Here is a 17,005-nt window from a genome sequence, read left to right as displayed (position 1 = left end):
AAGGGCAACCTCTAAAACGGACGACAATGAGACCGCAAGGCGATTAACACAAAATCAACCTAATACCTTGCGAACCATTATTCCCTGAAGATCCGTTCCCGGAGCCACAGTATTAAAAACGGTCCCATACTTTTTAACATTTTCGTGTAACAAGGCGATGCGATGATCGTCTTCATCTGTGTCGACTCTAATTTCATAGGAAATGGACTCCATTCGCGGAGGCACGTCCTGCCGGACTCCATGAACCTTCACCTCAACACCACGCAAATCAAACTTCAAAATTGGCACGACTCTTTCGATACCCTTGATCATGCATGCCGACAATGCCGCCAATAGCAACTCGGCCGGATTAAATGCGTCGGGATTTCCATTAAGATTTGTATCAAGATTTATTCGGGCATTTTTACAAAATGAGACCGACTGTGTGCTATCAACTCTTTCTGAACGAACATCAAAAGTCATCTTGGTCCTGGTAACGTCACCCATATTTGTTCCTCACAGTCCGCATTCGGATTTTTTCTATACTATCATGAATATACTCTACGAAGTCTTCACACACCGCAAAAAGAAGCCACCAACATTCTTACTGGGACCGCCCAAAAAGTCCCGGGCCAACCCCGGGACTACAGATATGACAAATAATGCAGTCACAAACTTAGAGCTGACCTTTGATCGGAAGAGGACAAACCACATCATCTTCAATGACTGCTGTTGCCTCAGCACGGCTTGACGGCTTCCATCGTCTTAGTAGCAGCGCATTCGAGACCACACTGACGCTGCTTAGGGCCATGGCTCCTCCGGCAATCACAGGACTCAGTAGCCCTAAAGCCGCAAGAGGTATTCCAATCACATTGTAGATGAAGGCCCAAAAAAGATTCTGCTTAATTTTGCTGTATGTTTTCCGGGAAATCTCGATAGCATCTGGGATCAATAAAGGATTTCCACGCATCAAAGTAATGCCGGCCGTATGCATAGCGACATCTGTTCCTGTCGACATGGCAATTCCCACATCGGCTGCAGCAAGAGCCGGAGCATCATTAATACCATCTCCGACCATAGCTACAATTTCACCTTTTCGTTTAAGCTCCTCAATAATACGTGACTTGTCCTGCGGAAGAACTTCTGCCCTGACCTCATCAATTCCGAGTTCACGTGCCGCCTTTTCAGCTGCGCCGCGATTGTCACCCGTGATCATAACGGTCTTGATTCCCAAGCGTTTAAGCTCCTCAATCGTCGCCTTTGAAGTCGCTTTCACTTTATCACTGAAAGCAATAAGGCCTAGGGGGCCGGAATCCCCTTCTTGCGCTATAAAAGAAACCGTGTGACCTAGTGAAGCCAGTCGAGCAGCCTCAGCCTCAAATTCATTTGTGCTTACTCCTCGCTCATCCATCAGTCTCTTGGTTCCAATAAAAACGAGTTTTTCGTCCACTCGCGCTTCAAGACCTCTTCCTGGGATGGACTTAAATTCACGTGCTTCTTTTACATCAAGCCCAATCCTGCGAGCCTCCTCGATAACTGCTTTTGCAAGTGGGTGCTCAGAACCAGCCTGCACACTGGCCGCAAGACCTATAATCTCATTGTGTGACCGCTTACTGGCAACTCTGGAGACTTTAGGACGACCCTCAGTTAAAGTTCCTGTCTTATCGAAGGCGACTGTGGTCACAGAATGTGCCACTTCCAGGGCCTCTGCATCCTTGATCAAAATACCCGCCTTTGCTCCCTGACCCGTACCCACCATAATCGAAGTTGGTGTTGCCAGTCCCAAAGCACAAGGACAAGCAATTACAAGAACGGCGACACCAGCAATAATAGCTGACTCCCAATCACCTGTCACAAACCCCCAGGAAAGGGTCGTCACCAGAGCAATCACCAACACTACGGGCACAAATACACTGCTGACTTTATCCACCATACGTTGAATAGGTGCCTTTCCAGCTTGAGCAGATTCCACTAAGCGAATGATTCTAGCCAGAGTGGTTTCACTGCCTAGAGCTCCCGTTTGAAGAACCAGAAGACCATCCGCATTGACTGCCCCACCGGTAACCTTGTCACCTCTTGATTTGGACACGGGCAGACTTTCTCCAGTAATCAGAGATTCATCGACGTGACTTGCCCCTTCCAAGACGATACCGTCCACCGGAATTCTTTCACCAGGGCGAACTACAACCAAGTCCCCCAGTCGGACTTCCTCAATTGAGATTTCCAGCTCTTTACCTTCGCGTCTTACGCGTGCAACTTCCGGACGCAAAGCTTGGAGGGCCTTGATTGCTGTTGAGGTCTGCTGCTTGGCTCTAGACTCAAGATACTTCCCAAGAAGGATCAAGGTAATGACAACAGCTGCGCTCTCAAAATAGAGATGTCCGGCTCCAGCGTGGCCGACATGCTCACCAAACCTCACAAGGTAATAAACACTGAGAAAATAAGCCGCTGACGTGCCGAGGGAAACCAGCAGATCCATGTTGCCGGATTTCGCTTTAACTGCCTTCCAAGCGGCTTTATAGAATCTGGCGCCCAGCCAGAACTGAACTGGCGTGGCCAAAAGAAGCTGCACCCATCCCGGAGGCATCCAGTGAACACCAAATGGGATTAGTAGCATAGGAACAACCAATGGACTCGAAAGCAGGGCCGCAATAATAAGATGATTACGCTCTTTTTTAAGAATACGTTCTTTTTCCTGATCCATCCCCTCTGCGGCCCCCTTGCCGTCCTCAACAGGCTTGGCAAGGTACCCCGCATTTGCAACGGCACCGATAAGATCATGCAGGGTGACTAAACCTGGGACATAGCTAATTCTAGCCCTTTCTGTTGCAAGGTTCACAGCAGCAGCTTTTAATCCCGGCAGGGTTTTCAATGACTTCTCAATTCGCCCTACACAGGAGGCACAGGTCATGCCCTCAATACTGAGCTCCACCTCACGAGTGGGAACTTCATAACCAGCAGTTTCAATTGCACCGACAACCAGCGGAAGCTGAGATGGATCATAAATCTTCACACTCGCCGACTCTGTTGCGAGACTGACTGTGACCTCGCGGACCCCCTCAACCTTACGAACCGCCTTTTCGATTCGAGAGACGCAGGAGGCACAAGTCATGCCCCGGATTGGGATGTTTGTCTCAAAGTCGGATGTCATCGCGCCAGATGTGTTTTCTAGATTTTTCATGGCTTCACTCCTTGTATAGAAATCACTCTAAGGCTTCCAACGTTTGGAAGGTCAATAGGAATACACCAAGGATTTTGAAAAAATCGACACATTTAGCCATTTTGAGACAAAAGTCCCCAGGGGCTGGACCTTCCCACTGTTAGAATCTTGATGGTTATCCGCCCCAACGGAGCCTGATCACGACTACTTGAATTTTCTAAGACGAAGGGAGTTTGCAATAACAGAAACAGAACTAAAGCTCATCGCAGCTGCAGCAATCATGGGACTCAATAAAAGTCCCGTAAAAGGATAAAGAAGCCCTGCCGCCACCGGCACCCCAAGCGTGTTGTAGACAAAGGCAAAAAACAGGTTTTGTTTTATATTCTTGAGCGTTTCTTCGCTGAGTGACCTTGCTCTCACAATTCCCGTAAGATCACCTTTAACCAGCGTGATCCCTGCGCTATTCATCGCAACATCGGTTCCCGTTCCCATAGCAATGCCAACTTGAGCTTGCGCAAGCGCAGGGGCATCGTTGATTCCGTCCCCCGCCATAGCAACAAATCCGCCCTCCATTTGCATTCTTTTGACAACCTCGGCCTTCTGTTGCGGCAGCACATCTGCGAAATAGCTATCCAAACCCACCTTTTTCGCCACGGCTTGTGCTGTCTTCTCATTGTCTCCAGTCATCATGACCACTTTGATCCCAGCTTTTTTTAAAGACTCAATAGCCTGAACCGTCGTCTCTTTGACCGGATCCATGACACCTAACAAGCCCGCGATTTTCCCATCAATCGCCACGTACATGACCGTTTGACCGTCTTCCCGAAGGCGATCAGCTTCAGCCTCCGCCCTACCCAAATCGATCGAGAGCTCCTGAAGAAGTGCTTTATTTCCTATGGCGATCCGACGATCATTGACCTGTGCCTGAGCCCCTTTTCCAGTAATAGATTTAAAATCAATGACGTCACGGAGCCCAACCCCACGCTCTCCAGCACCTTCTACAATTGAGAGCGCCAAGGGATGCTCACTTGCCTTCTCAAGACTCGCAGACAGAGCCAGAATTTCTTTTTCCGGCGTCCCATTCAAAGTCTTCACTGTTACAAGCTTGGGTTTCCCCACAGTCAGCGTCCCGGTTTTATCAACAACTATCGTATCCACCTTTCTCATCATCTCGATGGCCTCTGCGTTTCTGAATAGAACCCCCATAGAAGCGCCGCGCCCCGACGCCACCATTATTGACATCGGAGTCGCCAACCCCAGAGCGCAAGGACACGCGATGATAAGAACTGCCACGGCATTGATTACCCCGTGCGCAAACTTGGGATCCGGCCCCCAGATGGCCCAAACACCAAATGACAGCAATGCCACCAGAATGACCGCCGGAACAAACACCGCGGAAACCCGATCGGCCAGCTTTTGAATTGGCGCCCTGGATCTCTGCGCTTCCGCGACCATTTTCACAATCTGAGACAAAAGAGTGTCTTTACCTACTTTTTCAGCTTGGATAACCAGAGACCCTGTACCATTGATGGTAGCCCCGACGACTTTTGATCCTGCCTGTTTTTCAACGGGCATCGACTCACCCGAAACCATGGACTCGTCCACCGAGGACTGCCCCGATAACACAATCCCATCAACAGGAACTTTCTCTCCAGGCCGAACTCTGAACTGATCACCCACATGAATGTGCTCCACGGGAATATCCACTTCGCTCCCATCTGGATTGATCTTGCGCGCAGTCTTCGGGGCCAGCCCCAAAAGCGACTTTATGGCAGCACTGGTTTGCCCCCGCGCCCGCAGCTCCAACACTTGCCCAAGCAAGACCAGTGTGACAATGACCGCTGCGGCCTCAAAATAGAGCCCCACTTCACCCGTCATCGAATCCTTAAAAGATGCCGGAAAGACATTCGGTATAAGAACGGCCACCAGACTGTAAAGATAGGCGACGCCGACCCCCAGCCCAATCAAAGTAAACATATTCATACTTTTATTTTTAAGCGACAGCCAAAATTTTACAAAGAAAGGCCAACCACCCCACAAAACCACAGGTGTTGCCAACGTCAATTCTGCCCATTTCACAAAAAAATGAATCTCTTCAGAATGAATAAATGAGCGACCTCCCATTGTCAGAAACAGGAGCGGGGCACTCAAGAGCGTGCTGACCCAAAAACGCTTTCTCATGTCCAGATATTCGCTGCGATCTTCCTCCTGATCCAACGAAATCACAAGGGGCTCCAGAGCCATTCCACAGATAGGACAACTGCCTGGTCCCATTTGACGAATTTCTGGATGCATCGGACAGGTATACTCGACATCCGTTGCCTGCGAGGCCTCCTCAGGAGAGGCCTCCAACGCCAAGTCCTTGATCAAATCCGGCTTCTTCCTCAGCTTGCCAGTTTCTCCGTGAGTGTGATGTCCATGATGACCGTGCGTCTCCATAAGAACCCCTCTTTACTGGTGTCTTTAAAGAGTAGCGCAGAAAGTTTCGTCTAGGAATGCCGGCATACTTTTTACACCGGTCTTCACAGCTTTACCTATGTCAACTGACTTACAACGATTCTCATTTCATTCTACTGGATAGATTTTCAAGAATCGGACAATCGGGCCGATGATCCCCCTGACAACTCTTTGAGAGATGTTTCAACGTTCTCACCATCTGTTCCAGTTCAAATATCTTCTTTTCCATTTCCTCGACATGCTTCATAGCCAAAGTCTTCACTTCTGAACTAGCCCTAGACTTGTTTCTCCACAAACTCACCAGCTTCTTAATTTCTTTCATCGAAAACCCCAAGGATCTGGCGCTTTTGACAAAAGACAGAATATGGACATCCGCGTCCGAATAGGTTCTATAACCTGATTCACTTCTGCTGGCTTTCGGAATGATACCGATAGATTCATAATGACGAATCAACTTTGCGTTAACGCCGGAAATTTTCGCAGCTTCACCGATATTCATGGTCACCTCGTTCTTTAATCTTAACCAAACGTTCTAATAATTAGAATCTTTAGTTTGGAAATAAAAGGGATCTGCGAAGATGTTATGTTTTTTCACTCCACGGTCCAGCAAATGAGGAGTGATTGAATCAATCATCGGAGGCGGACCCGCCAAATGAACACCCTGCCTTCGCGCGGCCTCCAAAATGTATCCAGCCTAGAGCTTCCAAATATTGGAAGGTCAAGAGATCACTGGGCCTCTTTCTCATAATGAAATATCCATTTTTTTCTTTTGACCTTCCAAATACTGGAAGCCCGAAACTGAGGGTAACAAGATCTAGAAAATAAGGAGGATCTTATGCATGAATTTAAAGTGGAAGGTATGACATGCGGAAGCTGTGCGAACTCGATTCAAAGAGAGATCAGAAAAGTTGATCCTGACGTAAAAGTCCAAGTGGACATCGGTCAGAAACTTGTCAAAGTTGAGAGTGGGGCTGACAAAGACGAGATCGCCACCTTGATTGAAAAGGCCGGCTATGAAGTCATAAAGACCAACAACCTATAATTGAAAGAAAAGCTAGAATAAAAAGAGGGGCCTCGTTGAGGCCCCTCTTTTCGCCTCAAGGACCGACGCCTTTAAAAACAAAAACCCCGACTCTTGCGAGACGGGGTCCATAAAAATCTAAAAATTGGGGTGAGTAACGGGGCTTGAACCCGCGACACTCGGAATCACAATCCGATGCTCTACCAACTGAGCTATACCCACCACAAAGGAAGATCTTTTATAGGGCCTAGCCGAACAAAGTGCAAGCAAGAAAATGACCCAGAATCGAGGATTTTAAAAAGTCCTAATAATCACAAGGACCTACGACAACCTGCGCCTTACAAAGACTGCCGCCTTTTTCGGCATCTAGAACCGTTTCTTCGGCCCATTCCCCATTGGCGTTGCATCGATGACGCACGCAAGACACCCCTGGCACGGTCACCAAACAAGCTTTTTTCTCTTTCTTAGGATTATTCAGGCAGGTCCATGAACATTCATTGAAGCGCCCCGCCGGTCTTTGGCAGATGGCCCCTTCTTTTGCGTCAATAGCCCTGGCTTTGGCCAGGCGCTGTTTTTCAAGCTTCTCTTTTTTCTGACGTAACTTTTCAGCTTCGCTGGCTTTGGCCAACTCTTTCAGATCCAGCGCCGTCACGGCCGTGAGGCGTCCACGTGGGATCTTTTTTCCTTTAAGCAGGATATCGTAGGCAATTTCCCCACCTTCAAGAACTCCTTGGAAACTGACTTGCTGACCGCTTTGGACTTGGACACTGTCCTCCCCGTTCAGCGCAGAAAACTCCATGGAGCCTTCAAACATCTTCACGCCAGCCAAAGCCCTAGACGGATCCACACTTAAAACATAATCCCCCGGCGGGGCGATGAACTCAAAAAGATCCGAACGTAAGGCTATATTATAAGCCGCCTTGTCCTTTAAACTCTGCTGCCAGCGCAACTGCCCGGTCTTCAGAATAACCACCGGCGCCTCACCACTTTCCCAGGAAATCACCGGGATCGTCAGTTCCCCCGCCCCCAGCAAAGTGATCGTTCGCTTTTCATCAAGTTGTACTTTAACTTCCCCATCCAATGAGGTCTCAAGAACAGCTTTTTCCCTAAGAGCCACGGGTTTTCGCAAGGACAGGCGCTTGCCGTCCTTCCCGGTCAACCACACCGCACCACGCACCTGACTGACTGCCGGATACTTAGGAGCTGCGGCCGGAGCTTTCAGTGCAAAACCCAAAGACATCAAAACATAAAAAAGAACTTTAACTGTTGGAATTTTTCTGAACACGCTCGGCCTCCCACATCTTGGCGAACTTCAGGAAGATGGAATAAGAGGCTCCGACCGCGACAATAAAACCCGGGAGTCCATCCATGAATCCGCGTTTCACGATATAAGTTTCAATGAATTTCGAAAAAGGCTTCGTGAAGAACTTGAAGTAGGAAAACTTCTTCCCCGACGCCATTAACTGCTTAGCCCCCAAGGTCGAATAACGATCATTGGTCACCACCTGATCGCTCAGGCTGTCAAACACCCAGTGATGCAGATCGTGCTTCACCTTGAGCTTTCTTTTGACTTCAACTTTTTCATGAACATCAGCGGCATTCCACTGAGACTGGGACTTGTTAAACAAGCGCAACTGATAATCCGGATACCACCCGCCGTGAGTGATCCATCGTCCCAAATGATAGGACTTGCGCGGAAACAGATACCCGGCCTCACGGTCCAAACTGGCAAACTTCTGGCAAAGCTCTTCGGCCAGTTCGGGACTCAAGGCTTCATCGGCGTCCAAAGATAAAACCCAGTCATGCTTTGCCTGAGCCGTGGCAAAGGCCTTCTGAGGGCCGAAACCCTTCCATTTTTCCTGAAAAACCCGGGCGCCGCATTTTTGAGCAATCTCAACGGTGCGATCCGTCGAAAAGCTGTCCACCACCACCACATCATCAACAAACGGCGCAGAGCGAATGCAGCGCTCAATGTGCGCTTCTTCGTTCAAAGTAATGATCACAAGAGAAATCGGCAATTTTATCACCTAATCAGAGTCTCTTTGGATCAAAGTCTTGTCAAACGATTCGCGACTCGCTACGATTTTTTGAATCGAAAGGTTTTTATCCATGAAATTTGCTAAATACTTCGTTTTTGCTCTGTTTTTATCTTCGCAAGCGCAGGCGTACTTGAGCATTGCTGAATCCGCGGAGGTTCTGGCTCCGGGCAAGTACCAACTGGGTGCTGAACCTCAAATCCTGACCAACAAGGGCGGTGGAGCAAACTTCAACGTCTTCCTGGACACCTCTATCAACGAATCCACCAGTGCCCGAATCAGCATGGGGGCTGGCGCCGTGGACTTTAACGCCTTTGCCAGCCTGAAGTGGATTCCGATTCCTGACGTCGACAATCAACCGGCCATGGGCGTTCGCGTAGGTGCGGGCCTGGCTCGCGATGAAGACGAAAATCTTCTGCAACTGCAAGTCGCACCTTTGGTTTCCAAACGCGTGGACACGGATTACGGCCTGACTGTGCCTTATGTAGCAGTCCCCTTCACGTTCCTGAACACCAAAGAAGAAAACATCGTTGCCAGCAATATCGCCATCGGAACTGAGTTCCATTATGTCGACTGGAATGAAGTCAACCTGGGCGCTGAATTGGGTGTGGACTTGAATAAGTCTTATTCCTATATTTCTGTGTTCGTCACCCTCCCATTTGAAAGTCACAAAGGATTCGGTAAGTAAATATGTTGTCATGGTTCTTTAAGGACGATACCGGTACCGCTGCAGATCTTTATGTAGATCTGGGAACAGCCAATACATTGATTGCAGCGCGTGGAAAAGGGATCATCCTGAATGAGCCCTCACTGATTGCATATCAACAGACGAGCCCGGGCAAAAAACGCGTGATTGCTGTGGGATCTGACGCCAAAGAAAAGTTGGCGAACAACCCCGGCAACATCTTTGCACAGAAACCGATTCGCGACGGAGTCATCGCTGACTTTGAAACTTCCGAAGTTATGCTGAAGCACTTCCTCAGCCAACCGGGTGTGAAAAGCGCCTTTTCCCGCCCGCGCGTGGTGGTGTCCCTGCCTTATGGTGTGACCGAAGTGGAAAAACGCGCCGTCATTGATTCCTGCAAAGCTGCTGGCGCCAAAGAAGTCTTCCTGATTGACGAGCCTATGGCCGCCGCGATCGGCTCAGGACTGAACGTCAAATCCGCCGAAGGCAATATGATCATCGATATTGGCGGAGGAACTACGGAAGTGGCCGTGATTGCTTTGGCAGATATCGTCTATTGCGAAGCTGTTCGCGTGGGCGGTCACCGTTTGGATGATGCGATCATTGACTACTTTAAAAAATACAAAAAACTCAACATCTCTGAGTCTACAGCCGAATACCTGAAGATCACCATCGGCACCGCCGTTCCTAAAAAAGACATCCGCAGCGTGACCATCACGGGCCGTGATGCCGACACAGGCATGAACCGAACCATGGAAGTCAGCTCTGAAGACGTGGGCCTGGCAATGAACGGTTGCATTCAGGAGGTTATCAACGCCATTCACAAGGCTTTGGAACACACTCCCCCAGAGCTGGTGTCAGATATCATCGAAAGAGGCATCACCCTGGCTGGTGGAGGCGCTTTGATTCGTGACTTTGATCTGCGCATCCAAAATGAAGTTCGCTTGCAGGTTCGCGTGGCGGAAAATCCGCTGACAGCAATTGCCAAGGGCGGCGAGGCAGTCCTGAGTGATCCAGAACTGCTGGATAAAATTCAACTGGAAGTTTAATAACTCACAGGGGTCGTTTTCGGCCCCTTTTTCATGTCTTCACGCAACAACTGCAAAAGACGGAAGGCCGCAGGTCCCTGCTGACCTGAGCCGATTTTCTGACCTTCATATTCAACCACCGGAAGAACATCCAAAGTCGTACCGATCATCATCGCCTCGGCGGCGGACAGAAGATCCTGCTCACTCAGATCCTTTTCCTGAATTGAATTAAGCACCCCTTCACCCACAAGGCTTTCCGCCAGTTCAAACGTGCGCATCATCGTCGTGCCTTTTAAAATCTGACGAAGCTTCGGACGAAGCAGATTTTTATCTTTATCAATCAGCACAATGTTTTCCGTGCTGCCTTCCGTGATGAAGCCCTGCCCGTCAACACCAATGGTGAAGTCAATCTTGCGATCCACACTTTCTTTTTTCATCAGAACATTGGGGAGATAGTTACAAGTCTTGATTCTAGCCATCCAAGGGTCTTTCGGGGCGATATGACTGCGCCCCACTTTTACACCCTTCAGATACTTTTCATCAGAAAATGGAGTGAAAGAAGTCACAATCAGATACATTTGCGAACTGATCGAATCATACGGGTTTGTGGTAAAATAACCCGGACCTCGGGAGATATAGAGCCTTAGCACCGCAAAGCGCGCGCCGGAAACTTTTGTGGTCTGCAAAATAATTTCCTTCATCTCGGGCAAAGAATGCGGCAGGGACAGACCAATCTGACCCGCCGAGGACTCAAGGCGCTCCAGATGTTCCTGCAGAAGGAAAACCTGCCCATCAACGACCTTGATTGCTTCAAAAACCCCATCCCCGCGATGAACCAGATGATCGTCCACCGGGACCATCATCAATCCAGGATCTTTCACAATCCCACCCAGCCAAGAACTGTACATCGCAAGATACGTGCCCTGCGCAGCATACTGGCGCTGCAAAAGATGTTTTTGAACTTCAGAGGGAGAAAGTACCGGCAATGTCATAAGATCCTCGCTTTCGAGATGATTTTCCCATTCTAGTTTCTTGGCGACGACGACGGTAGTTTTTTTGTTTTTAATTTGACCTAACTCAAGGGAGGTCCTGACAATAAGATCTAACGGAGGACTTCAATGCAAAACCATCTTCTAATTCCCCTTTTGGTTCTGAACCTGACAGCATGTGCGTCGTTCACTCGCGACCGCGCTCCGAATCAAGAAACCAAAGTTTACCTGAAAGATGCCCAAGGCAATGTGAAAGAGGCCCCTTCCCAGGCAACCAGCACCGGAGGCGCAAAAGAAATGACGCCAGTTCAGGTTGGTGACGATGCCGAAGCACAAGCCCATGCATCCGAAGTGAAAGAGGCTGTTGCCGCTGCTGCTCAACATATTCACGAAACCCATGGAAAGACACCTCGCGAGGCGGGTCCGGTTCCGGCTGAAAAATCCCTGGGTTGGCTGAAGAACGGAAACACTCGCTTTGTAAAAGGAATGTTCCGTAACGATGGCGCCTCGGCCAAAGACCGCCGTCGCGTTGCCACTTTGCAGCGACCTCACGCTGCAATCTTTACCTGCAGTGATTCTCGAGTGTCCCCCGAAATCATTTTCGACCAGAAATTAGGGGAAATTTACGTGATTCGCACGGGCGAGCTGATCTTGGATAAAAACGTCCAGGAAAGCCTTGAGTATTCTGTAGGCACACTGGGCACCAATCTGGTGGTTTTGATGGGTTCAGACTCTTGCGGCGACATGGTGGCGGCCGAGGGCTTGAACAATGATCTGCTAGAACGCTCTGCAATCCTGCGTGACGCTGTGGCCTCGGGTGAGGTAAAGATTGTGAAGGCTGTCTATAGCCTTGAAGCTGGAAATGTGGAGTTTCGATAAATGAACGACAAACGTAAGATTCTGATCACCTGTGCTCTTCCCTACGCGAACGGATACATCCATCTGGGTCACCTGGTGGAATATCTTCAGGCCGACTTCTGGGCCCGTTTTCAGAACATGAGAGGTCATGAGTGTGTGTTCATCTGCGCTGATGACACCCACGGAACCCCGATCATGGTTAAAGCCCGCGAAATGAAGATCACTCCTGAAGCCTTGATCGCTCAGAGCTACAAAGAGCACACTCAGGATTTTGCGGACTTCCAGGTTCAGTTCTCACACTTCGGCTCCACGAATTCTGAAGAAAACCGCCTTCTTTGCGAGTATTTCTACAAAAAAATGCAGGAAGGCAACCACACCCGCACGCAGCTGATTCAGCAGCTGTACTGCAATCACGACAAGATGTTCCTGCCAGATCGCTTTGTGAAGGGCACTTGCCCTAAATGTGGCGCCAAAGAGCAGTATGGAGATTCCTGTGATGTGTGTGGATCGACTTACTCTCCAAGCGACATGAAGGAAGTGCATTGCTCCATGTGCGGCAATGCTCCGGTGCTTAAAGACTCTGAAAGCATTTTCTTTAAGCTGAACGACTTTAAAGCTTACCTTGAAGAATGGATCCCAAAACACTGCTCTAGCGAGATCTCTAAAAAGATGCTGGAGTGGTTCAATGAAGACCTGAAGGATTTGGATATTTCACGTGATGAGCCATACTTCGGCTTTGCGATTCCGGGCACGAACAACAAGAAGTTCTTCTATGTGTGGGTGGATGCTCCGATGGGATACATGTCCACAACCGAGCAATGGGCGAAAAATCAAGGCAAGACCCTGAAAGACATCTGGCAGGACCCGAGTCGTGAGATCTATCACTTCATCGGCAAGGACATTGCCCGCTTCCACACCATCTTCTGGCCGGCCTTCTTGAAAGCTGCGGAATTCCGTTCACCGAATCAGGTCTTTGTGCATGGTCACTTGATGGTCAATGGCGAAAAGATGTCCAAGTCCAAAGGAACATTTATTGCCGCAAGAACATACCTGAATCATCTGAACCCGGAATATCTGCGCTATTACTATTCCACAAAACTGAACAGCTCTGTGGATGATATCGATTTGAATCTGGAAGACTTCACGGGCCGCGTGAATTCCGAGCTTGTGGGTAAAATCACGAATCTGGGATCCCGTGGTGGCCAGATGCTGAAAAAGAAAATGGACGGCGTGATGAGTGAGCCGGACGTTGAAGGCAAAAAGCTGATCGAGCATGCGCAAAAAACGGCGGAAAGTATTGCGGCCCATTATGAAGCCCGTGATTTCGCCAAAGCGCTGACTGAGATCCGCGGTTTGGCGGATGATGCCAATAAGTACTTCGACGAAAAGGCTCCGTGGAAAACCATCGATACCGATCCGGCAGGAACCAAACAGGTCATCACAACGACTTTGAATATGTTCCGTCTGCTTGCGATTTATCTGAAGCCGGTTCTGCCATACTACAGCGACAAAGTGGCAAAACTTTTGAATGAATCCTCTTACCAGTGGTCTGACCTAAATAAAGTTCTGACCAACTGCCCGATCAATGACTACGAACACTTGGCAACTCGAATTGAGGCCGACAAAGTCAAAGCCATGATTGAAGAAGGCAAGAAGATCAACGAAGAGCTTCAGGCTGCAAAAAAAGCCGCATCGACAGCGGCTCCGAAAGCAGCTGCCCCGGCGGCATCTTCGGCGACGGGAGCTGAAGGTCGCCCGGCAGAAATCGAATTTGCTGATTTCGACAAAGTCGATCTGCGCATTGGCCAGGTGATCGAAGCGGAAGAGATCAAAGAAGCCGACAAGCTTCTTAGACTTAAAGTGGATATCGGCGAAGGTCAGATTCGCCAGATTATTTCCGGCATCAAAGCTGCTTACAAACCAGAACAACTGGTGGGGCGCAAAGTTTTGGTGTGCGTAAACTTGAAACCTCGTAAAATGAAGTTTGGCATGTCTGAAGGCATGATCCTGGCGGCGGGAACTGGTGGCAGCGACTTATTCGTTCTGTCAGCAGATGATGGCGCACAGGTTGGCCAGAGAGTGAAATAATGAGCCTTTCAGCTCAGGCTAAAAAATCCCTCGAAGAGATTCATCAGCTTTTTCTGAAGCTGGAAAAATCCTCGGGGGATTTTTCTTTTGCGGAAGCCCCACTGAAAGATCTTAAAAACAAGATCGCAAACCTTGCCAGCTCTGACAATCCGGCTGTGAGCCGACTGGCGTCTTTGGAAAAACATCTGGTTGGCGGTATGACACTAAAACACTTTGTCAGCTACGCCATTCCCTTTGAACGACTGCTGCACAAAAACCTGCAGGACGATGAGTTTCTGGTTATTGAAAATGACAAGACCGACACAGCTCAGGAAAAGATCCCCTTGGTGTTTGTACTGGACAATATCCGCTCAGCCTTCAATGTGGGCTCTATTTTCAGAACTGCTGAATGCCTGGGGGCTGAAAAGATTTATCTTTGTGGTTACACCCCCCTTCCCACACAGTGGAAGGTGGAAAAGACCGCCATGGGAACGCAGGAATATCTTGCCTGGGAAGAGGCCCCAAAGCTTTTGGAATGCCTGGAGGAGCTTAAAGATCAAGGCTATCGCATTGTTGCGCTGGAAACCGCTGCCAGTGCCACCGACCTTTATGAAAAGTTTGATCCTGAACCCACAGCTTTTGTGCTGGGCAATGAAAGATTCGGCCTTGATCCTGAGGTTTTAAAAGTCATTGACGAGATTCGCATCATTCCCTTGCGCGGACGAAAGAATTCTTTAAATGTAGGTGTCACTGCCGCAGTGGCGGGATTTGAATGGATGCGACAATGGCGCCAAAAGTAGAACTTTCACCGATTGGTTATTTCCGCAGCCCGCAGGTTCGTCCCTATGAAGCCGGCAGACAGCCCGACGAATTTCATTCTTCAGGCTATATCGAACTGCAAGGTGGGAAAAACTTTGAACAGGCCCTGACCGGACTTGAGGGTTGCGAGCGGATTTGGGTGATTTTTCTTTTTCATCACAATGATCACTGGAATCCCATGGTGCTGCCTCCGCGGGGCAGTCAAAAGAAACTGGGTGTGTTTGCGACTCGTTCGCCCTATCGCCCCAATCCCGTGGGTATGAGCTGCGTGAAGGTTCGATCAATTGAAAAGCTTAAAATTCATGTCGAAGGTGCGGATCTTCTTGATGGCAGTCCCATCTTAGATATTAAACCCTATGTCGCCTACGCCGATTCGTTCCCGGAAGTTGAGCCCGCATGGCTTAAGGATGCTGAAAAGTTCACTATTGAATTTTCACCTCCAGCGCAGAAACAGCTGGATTGGCTGGAGCTTCATCAGTTGCAACAGCTGCGCGGCTTCTTGCAACACCAACTGGAGTTTGAACCGGACAATGCGCGCAAAAAACGCGTCAAACCAAATGCAAACGGCTTCGTGATTGCCTATCGCACATGGCGCGCGCAGTTTGAAATTCAGGACCAACATGTGCGAGTGATCAGAATATTCTCTGGTTATTCCAAAGAGGATTTAAACAGCCCGGAAGACACCTACGGCGACAAGGATTTGCATCGTCGCTTCCAGATGGCTTTCCCTGATATATCCCAGACTTAAAAAAGACTTTTAACCGCACGCCAAACAGAAACAGGTGGCTTGCCACACAGAATGCGCAACTTATCAAACAAACTGAGTCGCCCCTGATAGAAGCGTTCAATCAATCCCTCTGAAAGCTGATAGAATCGCTCAAGGATCACGTATCTTTTTTCAGGGACCGCGGCCAGGAACATCATGCGGTTCAGAGTTCTTAAGTAACGAGCTTGCCGCTTAAATCCTTTTTGTACGTCTGTCAGCACCACATCCCACGTATCCAAAGAGCTTGTCGCCAAAGCGTGAACACAAGTCACCGTTTGCGGGAATGTATAACCAGTGACGGGCTGATAGATTCCTGACGATGCCCCTAGTCTGAGCGGCTCTTGAGCGTTTACGGACATCACGGGTGAAGGATATAGATCCAGCGGCAGACAGCCCACTTCCTGTCGAATCACTGTCTCGACAGTCCACCCCTTTTGACTGATGTATTGCAGAATTCCCGCTTGGATCGTTTCCACATCCAAGTTGGGTGTGTTGGAATAATAGGTGTCTTCAACAAGCAGTTCTTTCTCATTCCACGGCAGAATATAGACGAAGCGATAACCATCTGCTTGCGGCACCAGGACGTCTTTCAATATCACGTGTTGAAGTCCGTGGGGTCTAGAAAGTTTCACATCCAGACCCACGAATTTTTGATAGCCGCGTTTTACTTCCGAAGAGGTCCCCCATCCTCGGGCGTCGATCACTTTTTTGCTGCGAAAAATTCTGCCATCAGACAACGTGACACAATCACGATGAACTTCAGCCACCGGGGTCTGCAGAAGAATATAATCTGCATGATGACCCAGCAGAGACTGGTGAAAATCCTGGGCCTTGATCGAACAATAGGTGCTTTCGATCTTTCTTCGGTATTTGGGGAAAAGAACTTCATAAGAAGGCCAGGTCTTTGAGATAAGTGGCTGCAACCAACGAGCCCCTTGCGGGATATCAGATCCATGAAAGCTCCAGGTGTGATTGCCACCTAACTGGGGCCCACGCTCCAGAAGCAAGACTTTTAAGGTGGGTTGCTCTGTGCGCAAAGCCTGCAACAGCAGGCCTCCGGCCAAGCCGCCACCAACGATCAGGCAATCCCAAATATTATCTTCTGCAGCTATAAACATGTTTTACAAATATCGCGCTTTA

At 49.1% G+C, this 17,005-nt stretch carries 15 protein-coding genes and 1 tRNA gene; 7 read left to right on the top strand and 9 right to left on the bottom strand.

Annotated features, from left to right (window positions below; genetic code table 11):
- Positions 1-54: 54 nt before the first annotated feature.
- The 4 genes from ACZ5ZZ_RS07500 to cueR all read right to left on the bottom strand — a co-directional run bounded on the left by ACZ5ZZ_RS07500 (position 55) and on the right by cueR (position 6,095).
- Positions 55-486 (bottom strand): OsmC family protein, encoded by a 432-nt coding sequence (locus ACZ5ZZ_RS07500; RefSeq protein WP_464142088.1) that lies wholly within the window; start codon positions 484-486, stop codon positions 55-57.
- Between the two features lie 169 nt (positions 487-655).
- Positions 656-3,160, bottom strand: a complete 2,505-nt coding sequence (locus tag ACZ5ZZ_RS07495) for a heavy metal translocating P-type ATPase (protein WP_464142085.1) — start codon at positions 3,158-3,160, stop codon at positions 656-658.
- A 183-nt stretch (positions 3,161-3,343) separates the two neighbouring features.
- On the bottom strand, positions 3,344-5,578 hold the full coding sequence (locus ACZ5ZZ_RS07490; RefSeq protein WP_464142082.1) for a copper-transporting P-type ATPase: 2,235 nt from the start codon (positions 5,576-5,578) through the stop codon (positions 3,344-3,346).
- A 121-nt stretch (positions 5,579-5,699) separates the two neighbouring features.
- On the bottom strand, positions 5,700-6,095 hold the full coding sequence (gene cueR, locus ACZ5ZZ_RS07485) for a Cu(I)-responsive transcriptional regulator (RefSeq protein WP_464134829.1): 396 nt from the start codon (positions 6,093-6,095) through the stop codon (positions 5,700-5,702).
- A gap of 336 nt (positions 6,096-6,431) precedes the next feature.
- On the opposite strand from cueR, the gene ACZ5ZZ_RS07480 reads away from it, so the two are divergent.
- Positions 6,432-6,638: a heavy-metal-associated domain-containing protein gene (locus ACZ5ZZ_RS07480; RefSeq protein ID WP_464134828.1), complete on the top strand. Its 207-nt coding sequence runs from the start codon at positions 6,432-6,434 to the stop codon at positions 6,636-6,638.
- Between the two features lie 125 nt (positions 6,639-6,763).
- Here the strand turns inward: ACZ5ZZ_RS07480 and ACZ5ZZ_RS07475 are convergent.
- From ACZ5ZZ_RS07475 to ACZ5ZZ_RS07465, 3 genes are all read right to left on the bottom strand, one after another.
- A tRNA-His gene (locus tag ACZ5ZZ_RS07475) sits at positions 6,764-6,839 on the bottom strand.
- A gap of 82 nt (positions 6,840-6,921) precedes the next feature.
- Positions 6,922-7,902, bottom strand: coding sequence for a hypothetical protein (locus tag ACZ5ZZ_RS07470; RefSeq protein WP_464134825.1), 981 nt, complete (start codon positions 7,900-7,902; stop codon positions 6,922-6,924).
- Entirely contained in the window at positions 7,877-8,635 is a 759-nt protein-coding gene (locus ACZ5ZZ_RS07465; protein WP_464142080.1) for a glycosyltransferase family 2 protein, read from the bottom strand. Before ACZ5ZZ_RS07465 ends, ACZ5ZZ_RS07470 begins: the two co-directional genes overlap by 26 nt.
- 91 nt (positions 8,636-8,726) lie before the next feature.
- Here ACZ5ZZ_RS07465 and ACZ5ZZ_RS07460 point away from each other — a divergent pair, with 91 nt between their 5' ends.
- Together ACZ5ZZ_RS07460 and mreB are read left to right on the top strand one after the other, a co-directional pair.
- A complete protein-coding gene (locus ACZ5ZZ_RS07460; protein ID WP_464142078.1) occupies positions 8,727-9,341 on the top strand; it encodes a hypothetical protein in 615 nt (204 codons plus the stop codon).
- 2 nt (positions 9,342-9,343) lie between these two features.
- Positions 9,344-10,387, top strand: coding sequence for a rod shape-determining protein MreB (mreB, locus tag ACZ5ZZ_RS07455; protein ID WP_464134820.1), 1,044 nt, complete (start codon positions 9,344-9,346; stop codon positions 10,385-10,387).
- Here mreB and ACZ5ZZ_RS07450 read toward each other — a convergent pair.
- Positions 10,384-11,358: an aminotransferase class IV gene (locus ACZ5ZZ_RS07450; protein ID WP_464142075.1), complete on the bottom strand. Its 975-nt coding sequence runs from the start codon at positions 11,356-11,358 to the stop codon at positions 10,384-10,386. The two genes, mreB and ACZ5ZZ_RS07450, sit on opposite strands and share 4 nt — an antisense overlap.
- Before the next feature lie 126 nt (positions 11,359-11,484).
- On the opposite strand from ACZ5ZZ_RS07450, the gene ACZ5ZZ_RS07445 reads away from it, so the two are divergent.
- From ACZ5ZZ_RS07445 to tsaA, 4 genes are read left to right on the top strand one after another with little or no spacing between them, the layout of a single operon-like run.
- Positions 11,485-12,234 carry a carbonic anhydrase gene (locus ACZ5ZZ_RS07445; RefSeq protein ID WP_464120866.1) on the top strand — a complete coding sequence of 250 codons (750 nt, stop codon included), beginning with the start codon at positions 11,485-11,487 and terminating at the stop codon, positions 12,232-12,234.
- Complete coding sequence (metG, locus tag ACZ5ZZ_RS07440; RefSeq protein WP_464142073.1) at positions 12,235-14,301, top strand: methionine--tRNA ligase; 2,067 nt, start codon at positions 12,235-12,237, stop codon at positions 14,299-14,301.
- Positions 14,301-15,080, top strand: coding sequence for an RNA methyltransferase (locus tag ACZ5ZZ_RS07435; RefSeq protein WP_464142070.1), 780 nt, complete (start codon positions 14,301-14,303; stop codon positions 15,078-15,080). Before metG ends, ACZ5ZZ_RS07435 begins: the two co-directional genes overlap by 1 nt.
- Complete coding sequence (tsaA, locus tag ACZ5ZZ_RS07430) at positions 15,065-15,847, top strand: tRNA (N6-threonylcarbamoyladenosine(37)-N6)-methyltransferase TrmO (protein WP_464142068.1); 783 nt, start codon at positions 15,065-15,067, stop codon at positions 15,845-15,847. The genes ACZ5ZZ_RS07435 and tsaA overlap by 16 nt, the downstream gene beginning before the upstream one ends.
- Here the strand turns inward: tsaA and crtY are convergent.
- Positions 15,844-16,983 (bottom strand): lycopene beta-cyclase CrtY, encoded by a 1,140-nt coding sequence (gene crtY, locus ACZ5ZZ_RS07425; RefSeq protein ID WP_464142065.1) that lies wholly within the window; start codon positions 16,981-16,983, stop codon positions 15,844-15,846. The two genes, tsaA and crtY, sit on opposite strands and share 4 nt — an antisense overlap.
- Positions 16,984-17,005: the final 22 nt, after the last annotated feature.

The sequence above is a fragment of the Bdellovibrio sp. HM001 genome (assembly GCF_055397275.1).
The sequence above is the reverse complement of the archived record's forward strand: the minus strand, read 5'-3'. Positions and strand labels throughout refer to the sequence as shown.

What these genes read in the sequence shown, in the direction of transcription:
- ACZ5ZZ_RS07500 (WP_464142088.1), bottom strand. Translation starts at nt 486, where the DNA reads ATGGGTGACGTTACCAGGACCAAGATGACTTTTGATGTTCGTTCAGAA.
- ACZ5ZZ_RS07495 (WP_464142085.1), bottom strand. Translation starts at nt 3,160, where the DNA reads ATGAAAAATCTAGAAAACACATCTGGCGCGATGACATCCGACTTTGAG.
- ACZ5ZZ_RS07490 (WP_464142082.1), bottom strand. Translation starts at nt 5,578, where the DNA reads ATGGAGACGCACGGTCATCATGGACATCACACTCACGGAGAAACTGGC.
- cueR (WP_464134829.1), bottom strand. Translation starts at nt 6,095, where the DNA reads ATGAATATCGGTGAAGCTGCGAAAATTTCCGGCGTTAACGCAAAGTTG.
- ACZ5ZZ_RS07480 (WP_464134828.1), top strand. Translation starts at nt 6,432, where the DNA reads ATGCATGAATTTAAAGTGGAAGGTATGACATGCGGAAGCTGTGCGAAC.
- ACZ5ZZ_RS07460 (WP_464142078.1), top strand. Translation starts at nt 8,727, where the DNA reads ATGAAATTTGCTAAATACTTCGTTTTTGCTCTGTTTTTATCTTCGCAA.
- mreB (WP_464134820.1), top strand. Translation starts at nt 9,344, where the DNA reads ATGTTGTCATGGTTCTTTAAGGACGATACCGGTACCGCTGCAGATCTT.
- ACZ5ZZ_RS07450 (WP_464142075.1), bottom strand. Translation starts at nt 11,358, where the DNA reads ATGACATTGCCGGTACTTTCTCCCTCTGAAGTTCAAAAACATCTTTTG.
- ACZ5ZZ_RS07445 (WP_464120866.1), top strand. Translation starts at nt 11,485, where the DNA reads ATGCAAAACCATCTTCTAATTCCCCTTTTGGTTCTGAACCTGACAGCA.
- metG (WP_464142073.1), top strand. Translation starts at nt 12,235, where the DNA reads ATGAACGACAAACGTAAGATTCTGATCACCTGTGCTCTTCCCTACGCG.
- ACZ5ZZ_RS07435 (WP_464142070.1), top strand. Translation starts at nt 14,301, where the DNA reads ATGAGCCTTTCAGCTCAGGCTAAAAAATCCCTCGAAGAGATTCATCAG.
- tsaA (WP_464142068.1), top strand. Translation starts at nt 15,065, where the DNA reads ATGGCGCCAAAAGTAGAACTTTCACCGATTGGTTATTTCCGCAGCCCG.
- crtY (WP_464142065.1), bottom strand. Translation starts at nt 16,983, where the DNA reads ATGTTTATAGCTGCAGAAGATAATATTTGGGATTGCCTGATCGTTGGT.